Raw genomic sequence first — 19,851 nt, 5'->3', positions numbered from 1 at the left:
CTCATGCGCCGACTCCTTGGACTGCCGAGTCGGGATAAAGCGCGGGCGCGCCAGGGTGGAAGCAGCGTACTTCCTGCACATCGGTCGGACGGGTGACCGCAGGATGGGTGTCGCATACCGCCGTGCGGCGCGAGCAGCGGGGCGCGAACGCACAGCCCGGCGGCAAGGACAGCAGGTTCGGCGTCATGCCCGGAATCTGGCGCAGACGTGTACCGCGTTTCTGCCCCGGCACCCGACGCGGCAAGCTGCCGATCAGGCCCTGGGTGTAGGGGTGCAAAGGACGGTCCAGCACATCGTCCACGGTGCCATGTTCGACGATGCGTCCGGCGTACATCACCGCAATGTCATCGGCCAGTCCGGCCACCACCGACAGGTCGTGGCTGATCCAGATGAGTGCCGTGCCCTGCTCTTCCACCAGCTTCTGCATCTCGGACAGAATCTGCGCCTGGATGGTCACGTCGAGTGCGGTCGTGGGCTCGTCGGCAATGATCAGGTCGGGCCGGTGCAGCATGGCAATCGCAATCGCCACCCGTTGACGCATACCGCCCGACAACTGGTGCGGATAGGCCAGCAGGCGTTCTTCGGGGCTGGCAATGCCCATCAGGCCCAGCGTGTCGCGCGCCAGGTCACGCGCCACCGCGTGGCTTACACGCTGGTGTGCCTGCACGGCTTCGATCATCTGCTTGTCGACGCGCAACACCGGGTTGAGCGTCATCATCGGGTCCTGGAACACCATGGCAATGCGGTTGCCACGCAGCTGACGCATGTCTTCGCGGCGCAGCTTGGCCAGGTCACGTCCCTGGAACAGGATTTCGCCGCTCGCGATGCGGCCCGGTGCATCGACCAGGCCCATGATGGAAAAGCCGGTCACCGATTTGCCCGAACCGGATTCGCCGACCAGACCCAGCACCCGGCCACGTTCCAGCGTGAAGGACACCTCGTTGACGGCGGCGACTTCGCCGGCGCGGGTGTCGAACACCGTGCGCAGATTGCGCACCGACAAGGTCGGCACACCGCCAATGGATTGCTTGGGCGCGCTCATCGTTGCAACCTCGGGTTGAGCACGTCGCGCACCTGGTCACCGACCAGATTGATGGCAACGATGGTGACCAGCAGCGCCAGGCCGGGGAAAAGACTGATCCAGTATTCGTTGGACAGCATGTACTGGAAACCATTGGCGATCAGCAGGCCCAGCGACGGTTCCGTCACCGGCACGCCCAGGCCCAGGAAGGACAGCGTGGCTTCCAGCGTGATGGCGCGCGCGATCTGCAAAGTGCCGATCACGATCAGCGGCGGCATGCAGTTCGGCAGCAGGTGACCGGTAACGATGCGCCAGCCCGGTACGCCCTGCCCGCGCGCGGCATCCACATATTCGCGGCGCACTTCCACCAGCGCCTGACCACGCGCGGTACGGGCGTAATACGCCCATTCCAGCATGACGAGTGTGAACACCACGTTGCCGACGCCCTTGCCCATGTAGGCCAGGATCATCAAGGCCATCAGGATGGTCGGGAAGGACAGCAGCAGGTCGACCAGACGCATCAGGCCGGCATCCACGCGCCCACCCGCCCAGGCGGCAAACAAGCCAACCATGGTGCCGATGAAGGCCGCCGCCAATGCCGAGCCGATACCCACCGACAGGCTGATACGCAGGCCGTACAAAATGCCGGACACCAGATCACGACCCTGGCCGTCGGTACCCAGCCAATAGGTGTAGCCACCGCCTTCGCTGAAGGAACCAGGCGGCAGGCGGGCGTCCAGCACGTCCAGCTGCATCAGATCATAGGGATTCTGTGGCGCAAGCCAGGGCGCAAAAATGGCGGCCAGGGCAATCAGCACCAGTAGTACCAAGGCCCCCAGCGCCACGGGCGATCGACAGAAGTCGATGATGGCACGCCGCCACGGCGACGCCAGGTCAAGTCCGAGCGCGCTCATTGGGCGGCCTCCACACGCACGCGTGGGTCAAGCACGCGGTAGGCCAGGTCCACCAGCAGATTCAGCACCACAAAGAGCAACACCACCACCATCAGGTAAGCCACCACCACCGGGCGATCCAGCGTGTAGATGCTGTCCAGGATCAGCTTGCCGGCACCGGGCCACGCAAAGATGCTCTCCGTGACCACGGCATAGGCCACGGTCGATCCCAGTTCCAGCCCCAGCACGGTGACCAACGGAATCATGGTGTTGCGCATCACGTGCATCATCACCACGCGCACCGGGCGCAGGCCCTTGGCATGGGCGAACTTCACGAAGTCCAGCGGCAGCACTTCACGCACACTGGCGCGCGTCAGGCGCAGCACCAGCGACATCTTGAACAAAGCCAGCGTGATGGCGGGCAGGATCAGGTGACGCAAGCCGTCCAGTGTCAGGAACGACCACTGGATGCCGAACAGGCTGGCGGTTTCGCCGCGTCCGCTGGCCGGGAACCAGCCTAGCTGAACAGCGAAAACCATGATGAACATCAAGGCGACCCAGAACGAAGGCAGCGAGAATCCCACAATGCTGCTGGCCATCAGCGCACGCGAAATGGGGTTTTCAGGCTTCAGGCCCGCGAACATGCCCAGCGGCACGCCGACCACCACCGCAATCACCATCGCGGCGATCGCCAGTTCCAGCGTGGCCGGGAAACGACCCAGAATCAGGCCGATGGCGCTCTCGTGATACACGAAGCTCTTGCCCAGGTCGCCGTGTACTGCTGCCCACAGGAAGGACAGGTACTGACGCCACAGGGGCTGGTCCAGACCGAGGCGCGCAATCGCCTCGATCCGGTCCTGCTGATTCATGTCGTCGGACAGCAGAATGTCCACCGGGTTGCCGATGATGTGCAGCCCGACAAACACGATCAGGCTCATTGCCAGCACGACAAAAAACGCCTGAATCAGGCGGCGGATCAGCCAGCCTGTCATGGCTGCACCACCCGGCCCGGGGCCGGGCCTGCATCTATGGGTTGGTTCAGGCGTGACCTTGCACGGTAATGGTTCATGCAGACCCCTTTACCGCAGGCGGCGGCACGGCCGACGGCACCCATTCATCGCCCAGCAGCTCGGGGTCGTCCCAGGCTTCCATGCGCGCGAAGTGGGTGTCGATATCTTCGCCGAACAACAGCCCGGCCAGGCCTTGGGCCAGTTTCTTCGCGCCGTCGCTGACCGCAGGAATGTCGCCCGACACTGCGCCGTGCGTACCGGCAGCCGGCCAGCAGAAGCAATGCACCCGCGACAGACCGGGACAGGCCTCGGGGTCGCGCGGCAGGAATTCGAACACCGGGCCCAGGTCGGGCGACTCGGCCAGTTCTTGGTCGACCTCGGATGCATCGGGCGTGAAGCGATCACCCCACAGGCGGATATGCGGAGCAAGCGCGGCGAATTCCGGGCGACGTTCCCAGTTGGTACGGAAACCGGTGGCGAATACCAGGAAGTCGAAAGCGAATTTGCCTTGCGAGGTCTCGACCACGATTTCGTCGTTTTCCACATAGGCATTGCGCGCAGCATAGCCCAGCTGGAAGTGCGCATTCGGATTGCGCGACACGCGCTGCGTGCTGCCACGCGGCGGCGGCACTTGCTGCACGTTGATGTAGTGGCGGATGCGCCAGCGCCATTCGTCCGACAGCATCGGATAGCCGAAGGTCATGCCCGGACTGCCTGCACCCTTGCCTTTGTTGATGCGCGGCAAGTCGGTGCGACGCACCAGCAGGTCGACCCGCGCCGCGCCGGATTCCAGCGCGGTTGCTGCGCTGTCCATCGCCGACGAACCTGCACCGATCACACCCACACGCTTGCCGGCCAAGGTGTTGTAGTCCAGCACGTCGGACGAATGCGCCCAGCGGTCACGCGGCAAGGCCAACGCGTAGTCCGGTGCCCAGCCTGCGCCCAGGCCGTCGCGACCGGTGGCCAGCACCACACGACGGGCGAAGACGGTAATGGCACCGTTCGGGGTGTCCAGTTCAAGCTGCACCAGCTTGTCGGCACGCGGCTTGACCGCTGTGACCTTGTGCTGGTTGCGCACGTCCAGCTGCAAGACATGACGGAACCAGCGCAGGTAGTCCATCCATTGCAGACGCGGAATCTTGTCCAGCGCGTCCCAGGCCTCGACACCGAATTGCGCCTCGAACCAGGCGCGGAACGTCAGCGCGGGCAGGCCGAGCGCCGGGCCGGTCAGTTGTTTGGGCGAGCGCAGGGTTTCCATGCGCGCGGTCGTGGCCCACGGGCCTTCGAACCCGGCCGGGCTGCGATCGAAGACCACGGCCTTCACGCCCACATGCTTCAGTGCAGCCACCGCAGCCGAGCCCGCCATGCCACCGCCGATGATCGCCACGTCCAGCACCGGCTGGCCTTCGTGCGTGCGTTGCACGGTCCAGGACTTGGCCGGCAGTTCCAGCCAGGACAAGTCCTGGCGCACGCGCGTCTCCAGCGCAGCCAGACCCGCTGGCGGCGTTGCCGGGGTCGGAAGCTTGGCGGAAACGTCTTGCGTGGAGGTTTCCTGACTGACTACCAGCGGGGATGCGGTCGAAGCACTCATTGTGGGGATTCCGGTTCGGCGGCGACTTCGCCGTCATAAATCGATTGCAGCAGGCTTGCGTGGGCAGATGCGTCGTGGCGCACAAACGCGGGCAACAAGGCGGCGGCCGCGTCGGCCAAGGCCTCGGCCAGCGCGGCCACGGGTTCTTCCAGCGGCGACGCCTGCGGGGTGATGACACCAAAAAAATACGGGATCTCGGTATCGAGCGGCCGCACCGCCACGCCTTGCATCGGCGCACCGTAAGCGGTGACGGGTTCCAGCACCGACACGCCCAGGCCGGCGCGTACCGCAGACATGGCGTTGATCGAAGAATTCGTCTCGATCAAGCCGCCCGGCCCGCGTGCACTGACGTCCTTGCCGATGCGCACCATGGCGGCATCCAGACGGCGACGCAGCCGGTACGGGTTGCTGAGCGTCACCAGAGGACGACCGCCCAAGGCCGCCAAGGGCACGACCTCGAGCGCAGCCAGGGGATCGTGCTCGGCCAGGGCGACCACGCAACGCGATTGACCGATCCAATTGACGCACAGGCCGCGATGTTCCAGCGGCAGGCTGCTGACACCGATCTGCGCCGTGCCGGTCAATACCGCATGCACGACCTGTTCGGCCGGCATGCTGCGCAATTGGGTGTGACCTGCGCCGTGACGGTCGGCAACGCGTTTCAGGGCCAGGGGCACCAGTCCGCTGGACATGGCAAAGGTCGCCGCCAGCCGCATCGGGGCACCGTCACCACGCGCGATTTCGTCAGCACGGGTACGGATCTGGCGCAGACTGCCCAGCGCACGTTCGACGTCCTGATACAGCAGAAAGCCTTGTGTGGTGGGGGTCACGCGCGGTCCGCTGCGCGTGAACAAGGCATAACCGATCTGGGCTTCCAGCTCTTGAATCGAGCGGCTGATGGCAGGCTGCGACCGATCGAGCAGGCGAGCCGCCCCCGTGACGCTACCGGTCGACAAGGTGGCTGCAAATGCTTCGAGCTGACGAAGTTCCATGATGCGGCTTCATGCGTAATTCGCAATCATGGTGGCCTTGTATGCGTATTACAAATACTTCAAAGCAATTAACTTATGCATTTTGATAGCATTTTTAGTTATGTAGACAGATGCCTGGATGCATGACTTATATATAGCGCCTTCGTATCGCGCGTCTTTTTTGCACCGCTCACTCCAGGAAATGAAGCCCATGTCAGACGAACTGAACACCCAGAACCGTGTTGCCCTGGTCACCGGCGGCGCAAGCGGCATCGGCGCGACGGTCGTGCGCCTGCTGGCCGAACAAGGCATGACAGTAGTGATTGCCGACATCGATGGCGACGCTGCCGCTCGCAGCGCAGAGGTACTGCGGCAGGCTGGCCACCAAGCCACTGCCTTGGTCATGGACGTGGGCAATCCCGCATCGATCGAACAAGGTTTCGCCGCTTTGCGCCAGGACCACGGTCGATGCGATGTGCTGGTGAACAGCGCCGGCATCGCCAAGGTCATCCCCTTCTTGAAGTTCCCCCTGGACAACTGGCTGGCCACGATGAACATCAACGTGACCGGCACCATGCTGTGCAGCCAGTACGCAGCGCAGATGATGGTCGAGCGGAAATGGGGGCGCATCGTCAATCTGGCTTCGGTCGCCGGCATGCGCGCCGTAGGCAGCGGGCGTACGGCCTATGGCACATCCAAAGCAGCTGTGATCGGGTTGACGCGGCAGATTGCGGCGGAATTGGCGGAACACGGCGTTACCGTGAACGCGGTGTGCCCGGGCCCGATCGACACCGCCATGACCGAGACCATGCACACGCCGCAGTTCCGTGCGGAATATGCCAAGGCGATCCCGATGAGCCGATATGGCAGCACGGATGAGGTGGCGGCCGTGGTGGCGTTCCTGGCGTCTGATGCCGCGTCTTACGTGACCGGGACGGCGATTCCGGTCGATGGAGGATTCATGGCCTCGGGGGCACGCGGCATCTGAGGCAGCGTGTCCGTGGATGCGTATTCAGGCAATACGCATCCAACCACCCACGTTTAAAAAACGCAGATTCAGACAGCCCGCATGGCCGACTGAGCGCGCGGCAATGCATAGCGCGCCGCCTGCCACACCGCCATCGCAATGAAGATCGGCAGGAACATTTCCAGGCTTTCTTCAATGCCTTGCATGATGTGGCGCACGGTCATCGACACCGTCATGTTCCAGCCAGACAAGGTGTCGGGAGCCCGATCGCTGAGCTTGGCAACGACCAGCGCCACCCCGAAAACCAGGAAGGTAACAGCTGCCGGCTGACGCTCGCGCAAGGCGCGCAGCCACTGCTTGCCGTGCTTGACCAGCAACCAGCCGATGGACGCGAAGATCGGCAGCAGCACTGCCAAGGCACCGGCAATCTGCGCGGCAGTGCCATCGCGGTTGTAGAAGCGGGCTTTCAGAATGCTGGTGCCGTACATGGCCGTGTGCAGGTCCATTTCCCGTGCGGCGAACGCGGCGAGCAAGATGCAGGTAGCCAGTTTGTCGACCTTGCCGACCACGCGGCCAGGTGCCATCAGCACGGCGATGATGCCCACGACGTACAGCACCAGGGTCAGCTCCTCGATCGGGCCGCCTTCGGAGAACAGATTTTCAGGGAAGATCGACGGGGTCAGGGCGCCGACGATGGCGGCGGCCAGAACGGTCAATACGAACAAAGCGATGCTCGGATTGCGTTTCATCATGATGACAACTCATAGAAGCGGTTTGACCTCATCGCTGCCATGCGAACTACTTTGCGTGTGGCAACGAGATGCTCCCTGTCGCGCAGGAAGCGAGGTCATGCCCCTATGAACAGGCACAGCGCATTCGCGAAAACGGAACGTTTGATCAGGACGAGGCTAAGCCTGCCAGATTAACCACTTGGATATTAATGACTTATTAGGACTGGTATACAGGTGTAACGGCATGCTTGTGCTGGCGTCGATTACCCAAGCATGGAAGATGGGCAGCGGGCGGAAAGCGGCAATCCAGCTTGGATTCAATTGCGCTCAGCGGACTGCAACACCTTGCAACACTATGCGCTGCACGTTCTCTACCGTCTGCGCAAAGAAGGCCACGTCTTTCAGCGTCTTGCCGGTCAGCGCACTGACCTGAACGGCAAAGTCGGCGTAGTGCTGCGTGGTGCCCCACAGCGCAAAGATCAGATGATGCGGATCGACCGGTGCCAGTTTTCCGTCCGCCACCCAGGCGCGGATCACATCCGACTTCTGTTCCACCAGCGTACGCAGTTCACCATCCAGAATCGTGCCCAGCAAAGGCGCACCCTGGATCATCTCCAGACAGAACAGGCGCGAGGCATCTGGTCGGTCACGTGACATGGCCAGCTTGCGGCGAATGTAGTCGCCAATGGCCTGTTCGGGAGCCTGATCGACGCTGAACTCGCGCAAGGGAGCCAGCCATACATCCAACAAGTCGCGCAACACCGAGACGTACAGCTCTTCCTTGTTGGCGAAGTAATACAGCAGGTTGCCCTTGGTGACCTCGGCGCGCGTGGCTACCTGGTCGATCGACGTGCCATGCAGCCCGAAGCGGGAGAACAGGCCAAGTGCTGCGTCCAGAATCGCCGCACGCTTGTCCGGACGAACCGGCTTGTCCGCGCGGGACACACGAGATACACGGGCGGCGCGAGATACGGCTTGGTCAGACAGGCCGCTGTTCGCATCGGGCACCCTTGGCTTCGGCATTGTGTTGGATCTCCTCAAGGGGTCAGAGGATAGACCATCAGCCCACCGTCCCAGCCATTCAACTGCGCCGGGCTTCTGCCCACTCTCGCGGCGCAGCGCCCATGGTTTCGCGGAACGCCTTGCTGAAATGGCTCAGGCTGGAAAAGCCCACTGCGTAGGCGGTTTCGGTCACGCTGGCACCACCGGCCAGCATGGCAGCCGCCGCAGCCAGGCGCACGTCGCGCAGGTGCCCATGCACAGAGCGCCCGGCAATCACCCGAAAGCCCGCCTGCAATTTCTTTTCGTTCAAGCCCACTGCGCGCGCCAGGCGGTCCAGCGTCCAATCCTCGGCATAACGCGCATCCAGCAGACTGCGCGCTGCCATCAACTGGCGGCGCTCGCGTGACACCACCCGTGTTTCGGCCGGCTGGCTGACGGTGCTCAAGGCCAGGGCCAGCGCTTCCAGCGCCTTGGCGCGCAGATACAGCCCGCGTATGGCTTCGTCTTCATATTCGCAAGCAAGAATGTCGGTGGCTACGCGCAGCAATGCGGCCGGGGCCGGAAAACCACCCAACAGCGTATTGGCCAGCGGCAGGCTGCAGTCTTGCAGGAACTGCCCCTGCAATGCCATCAAGGGTCGCCCACCCGCGTGCAGCAAACCTTGCGGCGTGAAGCGAATATCCACCAGGCGGATGGGCGTACCGCCCTTCATCGCAAAACGCCCGACGGCCGGCCGGTTCGCGGTCTGGATCACCGCCATGCCCGAACTGACCGTCAGCATCGGGCCACCATCGAGCGCCATGCGCGCCTCGCCCGCCAGGAAGATGCCGATGCAGAACATGGCCGGACCGTTGGCTTCGACATCCAGGTCTGCGCTGGGCTGGCCATGCCAGCAACTGATGGTGATGTCGCCCAGCAGGTCGTGCACGCGCAGCATCCGGCTCCAGTCGGCAGGGATGCTCAGGCTGGGCAGCAGGCGATGGCCGCTGACGCGCAAGCCGCCGTCCGACGCCCGTTGAACCGACCCATTTTCCAAATCCATGCAATTTCGCCCCGAAACCGTTTGCCGCAGCCTGAAATCGTCAGTCGCCCGCGACTCTCTCAGGAATAATTCTCATTCAGATTTTAAGAGATCTTATTCATGCCGGCCGATATCTTTCACACTTCAGCGCCCTTCCCCCTTCGTGCCGGCACCGCCGTGCTGCTCGCGGCGCTGTCCTCGGGCGCGTTTGCGCAGGCGGCTTCCGCAGGCAACGCACAGCCCGAAGCCAGCACCTTGCGCCCCATCACCGTGACCGCCAGCAAACGCGAGCAGTCGCTTGCCAGCATCAACGGCGCCGTCACGGTCATCGAACAGCCCGACCTCGACGACGCACAGGTTGCCAGTACCTTCGATCTGGCGCGGGTACTGCCCGGCGTGCAGATGTCGTCCAGCGGTTCGCTGCTGTATTCGGTGATCGGGGTACGTGGCATCACCTCGGCACAGGACTTCTACAACCCGGCACTGACCGTGTATGTGGATGGCATTCCGCAACTGCCGGTGTTCGCGTCGCAGCCGCTGATCGGGGTCGAGCGGGTCGAGTTGCTGAAGGGCCCGCAAGCAACGCTTTACGGCAAAAGCGCACAAGGCGGCGTACTGAACATCGTCACCCGCCAACCGGACAACGAAACCCGCTTCAACGTGCTGGGCGGTGTGTCCAGCCGGGGCGGACATCAGTTGCAAGGCGAGGTCGCCGGTCCGCTGGTGAAAGACATGTTGTATGCCTCGGTATCGCTCGCCAAATCAGATGCGCCGGGTGACCTGCACAATCCGGCCACGGGTGCGGACGATCAAGGCGGTTTTCGATCCGAGACCGGTACGGTGAAGCTGCGCCTGGCTCCCGCTGGCGCGCCTTGGCAAGCCGGTTTGTCCGTGGGCCGCGACTGCACGCGGGCGACACAAGACAGCTACGTGCCTTTTGATGACCCAGGCAGCCGCCAGACCTACATCATGGCGGGCATGCCCGCACAGTTTGCCGACCCCTACATGCGCCGCTGCACCGACAGCCAGGCACTGACCGGCAGCTACGACCTGGGTGACTGGCGACTGACCGCGATGGCGGCACGGCAGACGGTGGATATCGAGCGGCGTTTTGCGCTGGGCCCGTACTTCTCGCAGCAACCGGAAGACTGGCGTCAGGATGTGCAGGAATTGCGTTTGGCCACCAAGGCACCCGGGCGCAGCTGGGATGGCGTGTTCGGCCTGTATCGACAAAGCACCGACCAGACCCGCACTTACATCAACGACCTGAAAACGCCGATGACGGCCAACGCGCTGACCACGCGTTCACACAACGAAAGCCAGTCTTATGCCATCTATGGCGACGTGACCTGGCACGCAACATCGGCGCTGGATCTGTCGGCCGGGCTGCGTGCCTCGCGTGACAAGGCGAAAACGGTGTTTGCAGGCTCGGCACTGGACTTCAACACCTTCCAGCCCGCAGGTTTTTCGGGGGCCAGCCAGACCGAAGGCGACCGTGTGCTGGGCCGCCTGTCGGCGGGCTATCGGCTTGATTCGCAATGGCGCGCATACGCCAACCTGTCGCAAGGCTACAAGCCGGGCGGCTTCAATCTGGCACCGTCCAGCGCTGCCGACAGTGCTGCATACCAACCCGAAACGGCCATCAGCTACGAGGCCGGGGCGCGCTACACCAGCGGGGCCTTGCGCGGCAGTTTTGCGCTGTACCGCATCGACGTGAAAGACGTGCAGCTGTATCGGGGCGACGCCGCAGCCGGCACGCAGACACTGCGCAACGCCGGAGACTCGCGTTCGAACGGCGCGGAATTCGACCTGGAATGGGATGTGAATCCCGTGTGGACCTTGGGTCTTGCCGGCTTCGTCAACGACGCCAGCTTCCGCCGCTACGACGACCCGGCACTGTGCGCCAACTGCCAGGGCAACGACGTGCCTTTCGCCCCCAGCCATGGCCTGTCGTTCAGCGTGAAAGGCTCTGTGCCCACCCGCCTGGGCATGATGCGACCGCGCCTGACCGTGCGCAGCACCGGGGCCCAATACTTCGACACCGCCAACACCTTGCGACAAGGGGCGTACACCGTGGCTGATGCGTCGCTCGCATGGCGCGTGCAGCCCAATGTCGAACTGACGGTCTACGCGCACAACCTGACCGACCGGCAATACCGCACCTATGGCTTCGCAGGCGGGCCGATGGGCAACTTCGCCCAGCGTGCCACCGGCCGCACACTGGGCATGACCGTGTCGTATGCGTACTGACGCGTCGGATCTGCGCGTGCAGGCCTTGCACGGATCGGACCCGCACGACCAGGCTGGACATGCACCGGATGCCAAGCCTGGTTCGCCGGACGCAGGCAAGGACGCGAACGGGTTGAGCCGTCTGCTTGCCGCCATCGGCGGCATCTACGTGGCACAAAGCCTGGTCACCGGCGTGGCCATGCAGTCGATGCCCGGTTTGCTGCGTGCTGCGGGTGCTTCGCTGCAGCTGGTGGGACTCGCTTCCTTGTTCATGCTGCCGTGGGCGCTGAAGTTTCTGTGGGCACCGGCAGTCGAACGCTGGCGCTTGCCAGCGGGCAAGGCAGAACGGCGTTCGCGCCGCATCGTGTTGATCGGCCAATGGTTGCTGGCTGCCTGCCTGCTGGCGCTGGCGGCGGCTGGTGCCTGGTATCCCGCCCCGGCCGGCACACCACTTGGCGTGCCCACACTGGGCTTGATGGCCAGCCTGCTGTTGGCCGCCATGCTTGCCGCCAGCATCGACATTGCCTGCGACGGTTATGCCATCGACCAGCTTCCCACGCGCCAACGCGGCTGGGGCAACGTGGCCCAGGTAGGTGGCAGCTACGTAGGCATTGCGATTGGCGGCAGCGGCTTTCTGCTGCTGGCTTCCCGCTATGGCTGGCCGGCCGCCATGGCGGTGATGAGCGTATGCATTGCACTGCTGACTTTGCCGCTGCTGGGTGTGTCCGAAGCACCGCGCGCGGTTGAGCAAACCCGTCATCGTCCGAGTCTGCGCGCGGCATGGATGAACCGGGATATTCGTCATGGTCTGGTGCTGGTGCTTTGCCTGGGCGCGGGCATCCGGCTGGCCAGCGGCATGCTGGGTCCGCTGCTGATCGATCGCGGTGCCAGCCTCGCATTGCTGGGCACCGTGCACGGCGTGATGGGTATCGGTGCCGGCCTGGGCGGCACGGTGCTGGGCGGTCTGCTGGTGCGGCAACTGGGGGCATCCCGCGCCGTGCCCTGCGTGCTTGGCATGCAAGCGCTCGCCTTGCTGGCATTGGCTGTTGCCGCCCCCATCGCCAGCCTGGACACGCTGATCGTATTGACGGGCGTCTTGTTCGCCGTGATGGCCAGTGGGTTTGTCGCCATCTACGCGTTTTTGATGGGGCTGGTGTCACCCCGCCAAGCCGGTCTGGACTTCACCTTGTTCCAGTGCGCCGACGCGATGATCGCCATGCTCGGCGGCATGGCAGGCGGCTGGCTTGCGCAACAGGGCGGATACGCGTTGTGCCTGGGTCTGGCCGCGGCCTTGTCAACGTGTGCGGGTGTGGGTGCGGCGCGGTGGATGCGAATGAATGCAGGAACGAATGCAGGAACGAATGCAGGAATGAACACAAGAACAACCACACGCGCAAACAAATAAACGGCAAGACAAATGACCAAACAGGGACATACCAGCGCCCATGCAAGCCAATGCGCGCACAGCCTGGCATCGCTTCCCCAATTCGATCAGCCCGTGCCCTGAGTTTCCCCTTCGCTTCCCCGACTTTCTGGAAGATATCTCATGAGTTCTCCCCTCGCCGTGATCAGCGGCGCTGGCATTGCCGGCCTGGCCGCCGCCTGGTGGTTGCATTGTGCCGGCTGGCGCACCGTGGTGGTCGAGCGCGCGCCCCACTTGCGCGACAGCGGTCACATGATGGGCCTGTCTGGCCCGGGCCTGGCCACGGTGCGAAAAATGGGCCTGGTGCCGCGCCTGCAAACGGTGGCCTATCCCGACCGAGGCCCGCACATTTATCGCAGCCGCAACGACCGCGACATCTTGCGTGTCGACTATCGGAATCTGCTGACCGGCATCGAGTGGATCACGCTGCGCCGTACCGAACTGGTTCGCATCCTGCACGAAGAAACTGCCGGCTGTACCGACTTGCGCCTGAACACCACGATCACCGCATTCGACAACCGGGACACCGGCATCGGCGTGCAATTGTCCGATGGCAGTCAACTAGACGCAGACCTGTTGATCGGCGCAGATGGCGTGCACTCCACCTTGCGTCGACAGGTGTTCGTGCCCGATGCGGCATGCCTGCGTCCGCTTGGCTACCGCTACGCCGCCTACGACGTGCCCGACGCCGGCAGTCTGGGCGAAGGCTTCATCTCGTACCCCGAACCCGGCATTCAAAGCGAATACTACGGATTGACCCAAGGCCGGCTGGCCGCGCTGCACGTATGGCGCAGCCAAGTCGATGGCTTTGTTCCCCCAACCGAGCGACGCGCATTACTGCAAAGCCTGAGCACCCGCAGCCACCCGTTCGTGCGCGCCACCCTGGCTGCGCTCGAACCCGATGCCGAGCTGGTCATCGACGACCTGGCGATGGTGGAACTGCCATCGTGGCGCAGCCAACGGGTGGTGATGCTGGGTGACGCAGCCCACAGTCTGTCGCTGATCTCCGGCCAGGGTGCAGGCATGGCGCTGGCCTCGGCAAGCGTGCTGGCAAACGAACTGGAGCGCGCGGCCGGGCATGGCCAGACGCCCAATGCCACGCAACTGGATGCCGCACTCAGCACCCACGACGCGCGCTTGCGGCCGTCGGTGCTGAAACTGCAGCAACGCAGCCGCAAGCTTGCGCCAGCATTCGTGCCCGCCACCGCATGGGCCTTCCACCTGCGCAACCTGGCACTGCGCGCCATGCCGGGCGTGATGATCAAACGCTTCTTCCTGAGCGGCTTGAAGTCCGAGGCAGAGGCGATGGCAGCCCTGCGATAAGCGTCACTCGTGCTCGCTCACCCCTTCAATCCACAAACGACTTGATCGGCGTGCCCAAGGTCGGCGCTTGCCACTGGTAGCCGGCGTTCAACACATCCTGCGACGGCTGATACCCGTCCCATCGAATGTCCATCAGACCGGCCAGCGTCATGCTGGCCCAGTCTGCCCGGAACGGCCGTTCACTTACCCCTGCGGGCAGGGCGTGGCGCGGCGTGTTCTGCCAGATGAAAGCAGGAATCCGATAACCGGCCGGGGTGGATTGACTATGGCCGGCATGGTTCATCACATGGCCAACTTCCTGCCCATGATCCGACAGGAACATCCAGGCCCGATACTCCTTTGGCTTTGCACCTTTTTGGCAGGTGGTCAACAGTTCGGCCATCACACTATCGTGATTGAGCAAGGCGGCATCGTAGTCTTGTCGAAACTCGCGCACCCAGGCAGCACGCCCCTGTTCGCGCATGGCCTGGTCTACCGCATCATCGGCGTGATCGAACGGATTCGCGCCTTTCGGGAACCGCAGCAAGTAATGCGGATGCGCGCCGATCAGATGCACCACGATCAATTTGCGCGGACTGGGATCAGCCATGGCGGCACGCATCGGGGCCAGCACGGCGGTATCGGGCGAAGCGCTGGCTCGGCCCGGTGTGCGATTCACCAGTTCAACTTCGTCGGCAAGCTTGGCGTGCAGGTTCTCGATAGCAACATCGTCCTGATTGCCGATCCACCAGACCTTGAAGCCAGCCGCGCGCGCCAGCGCAAGTATGTGCAGCGGCGACGGCTCTTCATTGCGCAAGTGCAGCATGCCTTGCAAGGAAGGAATCGTGGTCGCTTCAACCGACCACGCATTGCGCATCTTCAACAATTGATCGGCCAGCACCTGCTTCTGTGCAGCCATTGCAGGGCTGGTGGCCCGCGCATAGCCGTACACGCCCAGATTGTCGCGATTGATGCTCTCGGAAATCACCAGCACCACCGTCGCAGGATCGTTGTTTCCCAGCGTGGGTTTTGCGGCGATGGCGTCGTTCAATGCATATTGGCGCGCGGTTTCCTGGTGATGCCAACTGGCACGCACGCCTGCCACCGATTCACTCCAGGCAGGCCAGAACACCATCGGATGCAGACGACGCCAGGGCTTGCTGATGTACCCCAGCGCGCTGACCATCAGGCATGCGGCCAGTGCCGCACCCAGCACGCGACGCCCACCTTTTCCCATCGCCATACGGTCGGCGCTGCTGGCTGCTGGCGGCCGTGCGCCCAAACGAACGCACACGCCAAGCAACACCACCGCAACCAGCACGGCAATCGCACTTGTCAGGCATTGTTGCCAGTACATCTGCAAATATTCCGCACTTTCCGAACGACTGGTATTGGCGATTGCCCCCAAGACCATCGACCCATCGGGTGCGGCCTGATAGGTGTTGGAGATGTAGGCACGCACGGCACCATCGATCACGAAGCTTACGGTCACCAACCAGGTGACCAAGGCCCGCAGGGTGCGCCATGCCACATGGCGTACCGGCCACAACTGCCATGCAACGACCGGCAAGACCAGCGCGCACATTTGCAATAAGCGCCGCCCATCGTGCCCGTTGACGATGAACACCGTGGTAATCGCCATCAAAGCCACCGCCATCAACCAGCGCGTCTGTCGATCCGCGCGTGGCGGGCCGGATCCATCTTTGGCATACAGGGAAAAAGTCATCACATACTCGTCTAGCCGGCCAGACATGCGGCACGCAATAGCTGCCGTGTGCCTGGATTTGCACTGAACCAATGACCACGCACCATCCACGCAGGACAGGTATGGTCAGACGCAGCGCACCGGCACACGCATGTACCAGTACGCAACGACGCATCAACAAGAAAGCAGGGATTCAGGCGCGCAGCGGCGGCGCGCGCGTGTGCAGCGGCGCACTGGCAGGATGCCAACGAGGGGGTGGCAAATCGACCGAGACAAAGTCGTCAGATGCTGCCTTGGTGTCAGGCCAATCGGGCCAGAACGCAGACAGCCAGGCCAGCCAGCCGAGCCATGACGAAAGCGGTTCTTTGAAAGGAATTTCCACCACGGACAAGGCCGTATGGATCTGGATCGGTGTCGACGGATGCACACCGTTCGGCGCGAAGCGGTCTACAAAAGCAGCGCCGGCGGCCACCAGCACGCCATCGGTCTGGCGCATCTGCGCCAACACACGGCCGTCGATGCCCGAGTCATGGCGATGACCATGCAAGGGGGCTCCCATCTGGTCGAAGACCACGAACAAGAGCAAGGCCCAACGCAATGCCAACGTCGCCCATCCCACACATCGAGAAAATGTCGCGCGTCTCTGCGGCTTGTTCGCAGAACGCATGAATCGACGTGTTGGGAGTGCAATCATGGGCGGCAGTGTACCCGCAGAAAAACCGAATTCAAGAGACAAATTCGAGGTGTATTCGTGCAAGCCGACAGGCAGCTGAAAATGCTTCTGATTACCCGTGCTAATAACCTGTTGGATAGCTGAGAAATTAGCCCAGGCTATTAATCATCGTTTTGACTTTCTTTATTAAAATCAACCACTTGCGTGATCTTTTTGCGTGACAGATCGCATATTCAAAATGTATGATTCGGGCCTCTGTGGGGAGTAGCCTGCTTTCGAAGAATTCGGAAGCGCGCGTGTCAACATTCTCGGCGTCTGCCGTGGCACGTGCACCATCGGCCTGGTATTAACCGGCGCGGTGTCTGGCGAGACCATCGATAGCTTGTGCCGGGGTCGGGCGCACGGGCTGTCGTGGACTCACGCCCGGCCGGAACTTCTGTTGTGAATTACCTTTCTGTTATTTTCCTGGCCTTCGCCATGTCGACCGATGCGTTTGCCGCAGCGATCGGCAAGGGGGCCACGCTGCACAAACCCAAGCTGCGCGAAGCACTGCGCACGGGTCTTATCTTTGGTGTGATCGAAGGCATCACGCCCGTCATCGGTTGGGCGATTGGCTTGAGCGCTGCGCGCTACATCACGGCCTGGGATCACTGGATTGCGTTCACGCTGTTGTTGGTGCTTGGCGGCCGCATGATTCTTGCCGGCTTGCGCAAACCTGACGAAGCAGAACAGAAACCCACCAAGCACACCTTCTGGGTATTGGCCGTCACCGCCTTTGCGACCAGCATCGACGCACTTGCTGTCGGCGTGGGCCTGGCATTCATCGATGTGAACATTGCCAGTGCCGCCGTCACCATCGGCCTGGCCACCATGCTGATGGTCACCGTCGGCGTCATGCTGGGACGCGTGGTGGGCAAGGCAATCGGTCAACGCGCAGAGATGATCGGCGGCGTGGTGCTGATCATCGTCGGCGCAACCATCGTGTATCAACACCTGCATGCGGCCTGATATTGCAGCCTGATATGGCACCCTGATCAGGTCACCGGCCCCGCCTTATCCAAGACCTTGCGCGCGGCCGGTGTCAGGCTGACGGTTTCCGGCAACGCAGCCAGGGCCTGCGCCGCCAGCGCCTGCTGCCCCACGTTCGCAATGAAAGTCATCGACGAATCGCGGAAACGAAACACCAGGTTGACCGTGCCTCGCGCCAATTGCACATCGACATCGGCAATGTCGGATATGGGACGAGTGCGAAGCCGCAGCGCGCGGTATTCAATACGGTCGGGATGAATCGCCAGCAGCGGGTTCAAATTGTTTGACGTAATGGCCACCCAAGGCAAAAACGTCAGCCCAGTGAAACTCGCTGCCACGGGCACCGATGGCCCCTTCATACGCCCCACGAACGCCAGTTCGGTAGGCTTGCGCATTACACGGCGACCAAGCCGGATGAAGCCGTAGAAGATCAGCACCATCATCGCCATGCCGATCAAAAATAAGACGATGTCCAACCAGAGCGGTGTTTGCATAGGCCTTGTTTGTTGGTGATGGGCAGACAAACCATCAACGCATGCTCGCATGAAAAATGGCCCCACCGCTTGCGCGTGTGGGGCCATGATCTTCAAAGGCAGGCTGGGTGCCCACCAAGGAAGTTTCAACGATCAGTTCATCCGATCACGAGCACGACCACCGACCGTTGCCAAGTAGGAAGCACTCAGCGCACCCACCAGCAGCGAGACGAAGATCCACAGTGCAGCAGCGGCGGCAGCCTTGCGTGCAGCGTCAGCAGCTTCCTGCGCCTTCTGCTTGGCTTGCGCAGCCGTGGCCTTGGCCTTCTCGGTCAGGTCATTGATGCGCTTTTCAGCCGTGGCCTGATCCACACCCGTTTGCTGTGCAATGATGCGCGTGACCTGGGCCTTGTCTTCAGCGGTCATCTCGCCATTAGCCAGGCTGGTGGTCAGGATACGGCCGACTTCCGCACGTGCATCAGCCATGCTGGGCGCGTTGGCGGCGTCCTGCGTATCGCGACGGAACAGCGTGTCGGTCAGGTAGTCAGCAGACGGCGCATTTTGCGCAGCGGCACCGACTGCAGTCACAGCCGCGCCACCCACACCGGCAGCAGCGCCGCCAGCCAGCTTGGCAGCACCACCGATGAACGAAGTAGCAGCCGAGCTGATCAGCAAGGCACCGATCACCGCACCCACTGCCCAGACCAGCAGGCCGTGTGCGGTATCACGGAAATAGACTTCACCTGCATGCACATCGACCCACTTGGTACGCAGGCGACCAGCCACGTAGCCGCCCATCCCAGCAGATGCGATCTGCACGATGATCAGCCAGACGATTGCGCCTACCCCAATGGTGGTGGCGCTTGCACCGGAATCTCGCCAAGGCGAGCTGGTTGCAAAGCCCAATGCGGTCCCTGCCGCAAGCAGTGCCAGTGACAGCGCAGCTGCCACGAATGCGCCGCCAATCACGGCGCCCCACGATACGGCGGACACCGCCGATTCGACGTTGCCCCGTGTGGGGTAAGCAGCCGGGTGCGTAGTTGTACTAGACATGTTGTTCTCGATTTTTCTTCAGTCGTGGATCTGGCGGATCGGGGAGCTGCGTTGCACGCGCCCCGCCGTGCTCAAGCGCGGTATCAGAAGATGAACCAGAGCAAAAGAATGATGGGGATTGGCACACCGAGAAGCCAAAGCAGGATGGATGGCATGAAGTTTCTCCAGAAAGTTGTCCACCGCCGTTGATCCAACTGGGTGGGTGTTCGACGTGCTTACGTCGATCGGGTGGGTATGCCGCCTATCTGCAAGGCGCGTTCCCGACCCTTACACGTTCCTGTATCGGCAGGATTTTCTGGTGTGCCGCAAACACGGACAAGGACATGAGCTATCTTTGAAGCGCCGTGATTCCAGCCTTTTTTTGCCCAGGACAATCCATGATCAAACTCAGTGTGATGTACCCCTACCAAGAAGGCGCACGCTTCGATCACGACTACTACCGTGACCAGCACATGCCCATGTTGAAAAGCCGGATGGGCAAGTACTGCAAGTACTACACGGTGGAGCGAGGTCTTGGCGGCACCGAGCCGGGCAGCCCGCCGGCCTATGTGGCGATGTGCCATGTGTATTGCGATTCGCTAGATGACCTGACGGCAGGCATCGCACCGCACGCGGCCGAGATCGGCGCGGATATCGCCAACTACACCGATCTGATACCCATCCAGCAGATCAGCGCGGTGGTGGTTGAGCGCAGCGCTTGAATGAGGGATCGGGCGTGCTGCGTTGACTGGCAATGCAGCGCGGCCGGTACTTGCTG

At 62.7% G+C, this 19,851-nt stretch carries 18 protein-coding genes and 1 riboswitch; of the genes, 6 read left to right on the top strand and 12 right to left on the bottom strand.

Annotated features, from left to right (window positions below; all coding sequences use genetic code 11):
- Position 1 precedes the first annotated feature (1 nt).
- From FXN63_RS03440 to FXN63_RS03420, 5 genes are all read right to left on the bottom strand, one after another.
- A complete protein-coding gene (locus tag FXN63_RS03440; protein WP_187395092.1) occupies positions 2-1,042 on the bottom strand; it encodes an ABC transporter ATP-binding protein in 1,041 nt (346 codons plus the stop codon).
- A complete protein-coding gene (locus tag FXN63_RS03435; protein ID WP_148812876.1) occupies positions 1,039-1,935 on the bottom strand; it encodes an ABC transporter permease in 897 nt (298 codons plus the stop codon). The genes FXN63_RS03440 and FXN63_RS03435 overlap by 4 nt, the downstream gene beginning before the upstream one ends.
- Positions 1,932-2,906, bottom strand: coding sequence for an ABC transporter permease (locus tag FXN63_RS03430; protein WP_148812874.1), 975 nt, complete (start codon positions 2,904-2,906; stop codon positions 1,932-1,934). Before FXN63_RS03430 ends, FXN63_RS03435 begins: the two co-directional genes overlap by 4 nt.
- 73 nt (positions 2,907-2,979) lie before the next feature.
- Positions 2,980-4,515: an NAD(P)-binding domain-containing protein gene (locus FXN63_RS03425; RefSeq protein ID WP_148812872.1), complete on the bottom strand. Its 1,536-nt coding sequence runs from the start codon at positions 4,513-4,515 to the stop codon at positions 2,980-2,982.
- Complete coding sequence (locus FXN63_RS03420) at positions 4,512-5,507, bottom strand: LysR family transcriptional regulator (RefSeq protein ID WP_148812870.1); 996 nt, start codon at positions 5,505-5,507, stop codon at positions 4,512-4,514. The genes FXN63_RS03425 and FXN63_RS03420 overlap by 4 nt, the downstream gene beginning before the upstream one ends.
- 190 nt (positions 5,508-5,697) lie before the next feature.
- Here FXN63_RS03420 and FXN63_RS03415 point away from each other — a divergent pair, with 190 nt between their 5' ends.
- Positions 5,698-6,474: an SDR family NAD(P)-dependent oxidoreductase gene (locus FXN63_RS03415; protein WP_148812868.1), complete on the top strand. Its 777-nt coding sequence runs from the start codon at positions 5,698-5,700 to the stop codon at positions 6,472-6,474.
- A gap of 68 nt (positions 6,475-6,542) precedes the next feature.
- On the opposite strand, the gene FXN63_RS03410 is transcribed toward FXN63_RS03415, so the two are convergent.
- From FXN63_RS03410 to FXN63_RS03400, 3 genes are all read right to left on the bottom strand, one after another.
- Positions 6,543-7,205, bottom strand: a complete 663-nt coding sequence (locus FXN63_RS03410; protein ID WP_148812866.1) for a hypothetical protein — start codon at positions 7,203-7,205, stop codon at positions 6,543-6,545.
- A gap of 306 nt (positions 7,206-7,511) precedes the next feature.
- Positions 7,512-8,207 carry an HTH-type transcriptional regulator RutR gene (rutR, locus tag FXN63_RS03405; RefSeq protein ID WP_148812864.1) on the bottom strand — a complete coding sequence of 232 codons (696 nt, stop codon included), beginning with the start codon at positions 8,205-8,207 and terminating at the stop codon, positions 7,512-7,514.
- A 58-nt stretch (positions 8,208-8,265) separates the two neighbouring features.
- Positions 8,266-9,228: a helix-turn-helix transcriptional regulator gene (locus tag FXN63_RS03400; RefSeq protein WP_148812862.1), complete on the bottom strand. Its 963-nt coding sequence runs from the start codon at positions 9,226-9,228 to the stop codon at positions 8,266-8,268.
- A 99-nt stretch (positions 9,229-9,327) separates the two neighbouring features.
- On the opposite strand from FXN63_RS03400, the gene FXN63_RS03395 reads away from it, so the two are divergent.
- From FXN63_RS03395 to FXN63_RS03385, 3 genes are all read left to right on the top strand, one after another.
- Positions 9,328-11,457 (top strand): TonB-dependent receptor, encoded by a 2,130-nt coding sequence (locus FXN63_RS03395; RefSeq protein WP_148812860.1) that lies wholly within the window; start codon positions 9,328-9,330, stop codon positions 11,455-11,457.
- Positions 11,447-12,841: an MFS transporter gene (locus tag FXN63_RS03390; protein WP_148812858.1), complete on the top strand. Its 1,395-nt coding sequence runs from the start codon at positions 11,447-11,449 to the stop codon at positions 12,839-12,841. The genes FXN63_RS03395 and FXN63_RS03390 overlap by 11 nt, the downstream gene beginning before the upstream one ends.
- A gap of 141 nt (positions 12,842-12,982) precedes the next feature.
- The gene (locus FXN63_RS03385; RefSeq protein WP_148812856.1) at positions 12,983-14,182 is read left to right on the top strand and encodes an FAD-dependent monooxygenase; all 1,200 of its coding nucleotides are present in this window, start codon (positions 12,983-12,985) and stop codon (positions 14,180-14,182) included.
- A gap of 25 nt (positions 14,183-14,207) precedes the next feature.
- Here FXN63_RS03385 and FXN63_RS03380 read toward each other — a convergent pair whose 3' ends face one another.
- On the bottom strand, positions 14,208-15,887 hold the full coding sequence (locus FXN63_RS03380; RefSeq protein ID WP_187395091.1) for a phosphoethanolamine transferase: 1,680 nt from the start codon (positions 15,885-15,887) through the stop codon (positions 14,208-14,210).
- A gap of 172 nt (positions 15,888-16,059) precedes the next feature.
- Positions 16,060-16,470 (bottom strand): hypothetical protein, encoded by a 411-nt coding sequence (locus FXN63_RS03375; RefSeq protein WP_148812852.1) that lies wholly within the window; start codon positions 16,468-16,470, stop codon positions 16,060-16,062.
- Between the two features lie 316 nt (positions 16,471-16,786).
- Positions 16,787-16,922, top strand: a riboswitch (yybP-ykoY riboswitch).
- A 58-nt stretch (positions 16,923-16,980) separates the two neighbouring features.
- Here FXN63_RS03375 and mntP point away from each other — a divergent pair.
- Complete coding sequence (mntP, locus tag FXN63_RS03370) at positions 16,981-17,547, top strand: manganese efflux pump MntP (protein ID WP_148812850.1); 567 nt, start codon at positions 16,981-16,983, stop codon at positions 17,545-17,547.
- Between the two features lie 26 nt (positions 17,548-17,573).
- Here mntP and FXN63_RS03365 read toward each other — a convergent pair whose 3' ends face one another.
- Both FXN63_RS03365 and FXN63_RS03360 read right to left on the bottom strand, forming a co-directional pair.
- Positions 17,574-18,062 (bottom strand): hypothetical protein, encoded by a 489-nt coding sequence (locus FXN63_RS03365; protein WP_148812848.1) that lies wholly within the window; start codon positions 18,060-18,062, stop codon positions 17,574-17,576.
- A gap of 132 nt (positions 18,063-18,194) precedes the next feature.
- Positions 18,195-19,094, bottom strand: coding sequence for a hypothetical protein (locus FXN63_RS03360; RefSeq protein ID WP_148812846.1), 900 nt, complete (start codon positions 19,092-19,094; stop codon positions 18,195-18,197).
- Positions 19,095-19,471: 377 nt separating this feature from the next.
- Here FXN63_RS03360 and FXN63_RS03355 point away from each other — a divergent pair, with 377 nt between their 5' ends.
- Positions 19,472-19,795 carry an EthD family reductase gene (locus tag FXN63_RS03355; protein ID WP_148812844.1) on the top strand — a complete coding sequence of 108 codons (324 nt, stop codon included), beginning with the start codon at positions 19,472-19,474 and terminating at the stop codon, positions 19,793-19,795.
- Positions 19,796-19,851 lie beyond the last annotated feature (56 nt).

Source organism: Pigmentiphaga aceris, from assembly GCF_008119665.1.
Classification (GTDB): domain Bacteria; phylum Pseudomonadota; class Gammaproteobacteria; order Burkholderiales; family Burkholderiaceae_B; genus Pigmentiphaga; species Pigmentiphaga aceris.
The sequence above is the reverse complement of the archived record's forward strand: the minus strand, read 5'-3'. Positions and strand labels throughout refer to the sequence as shown.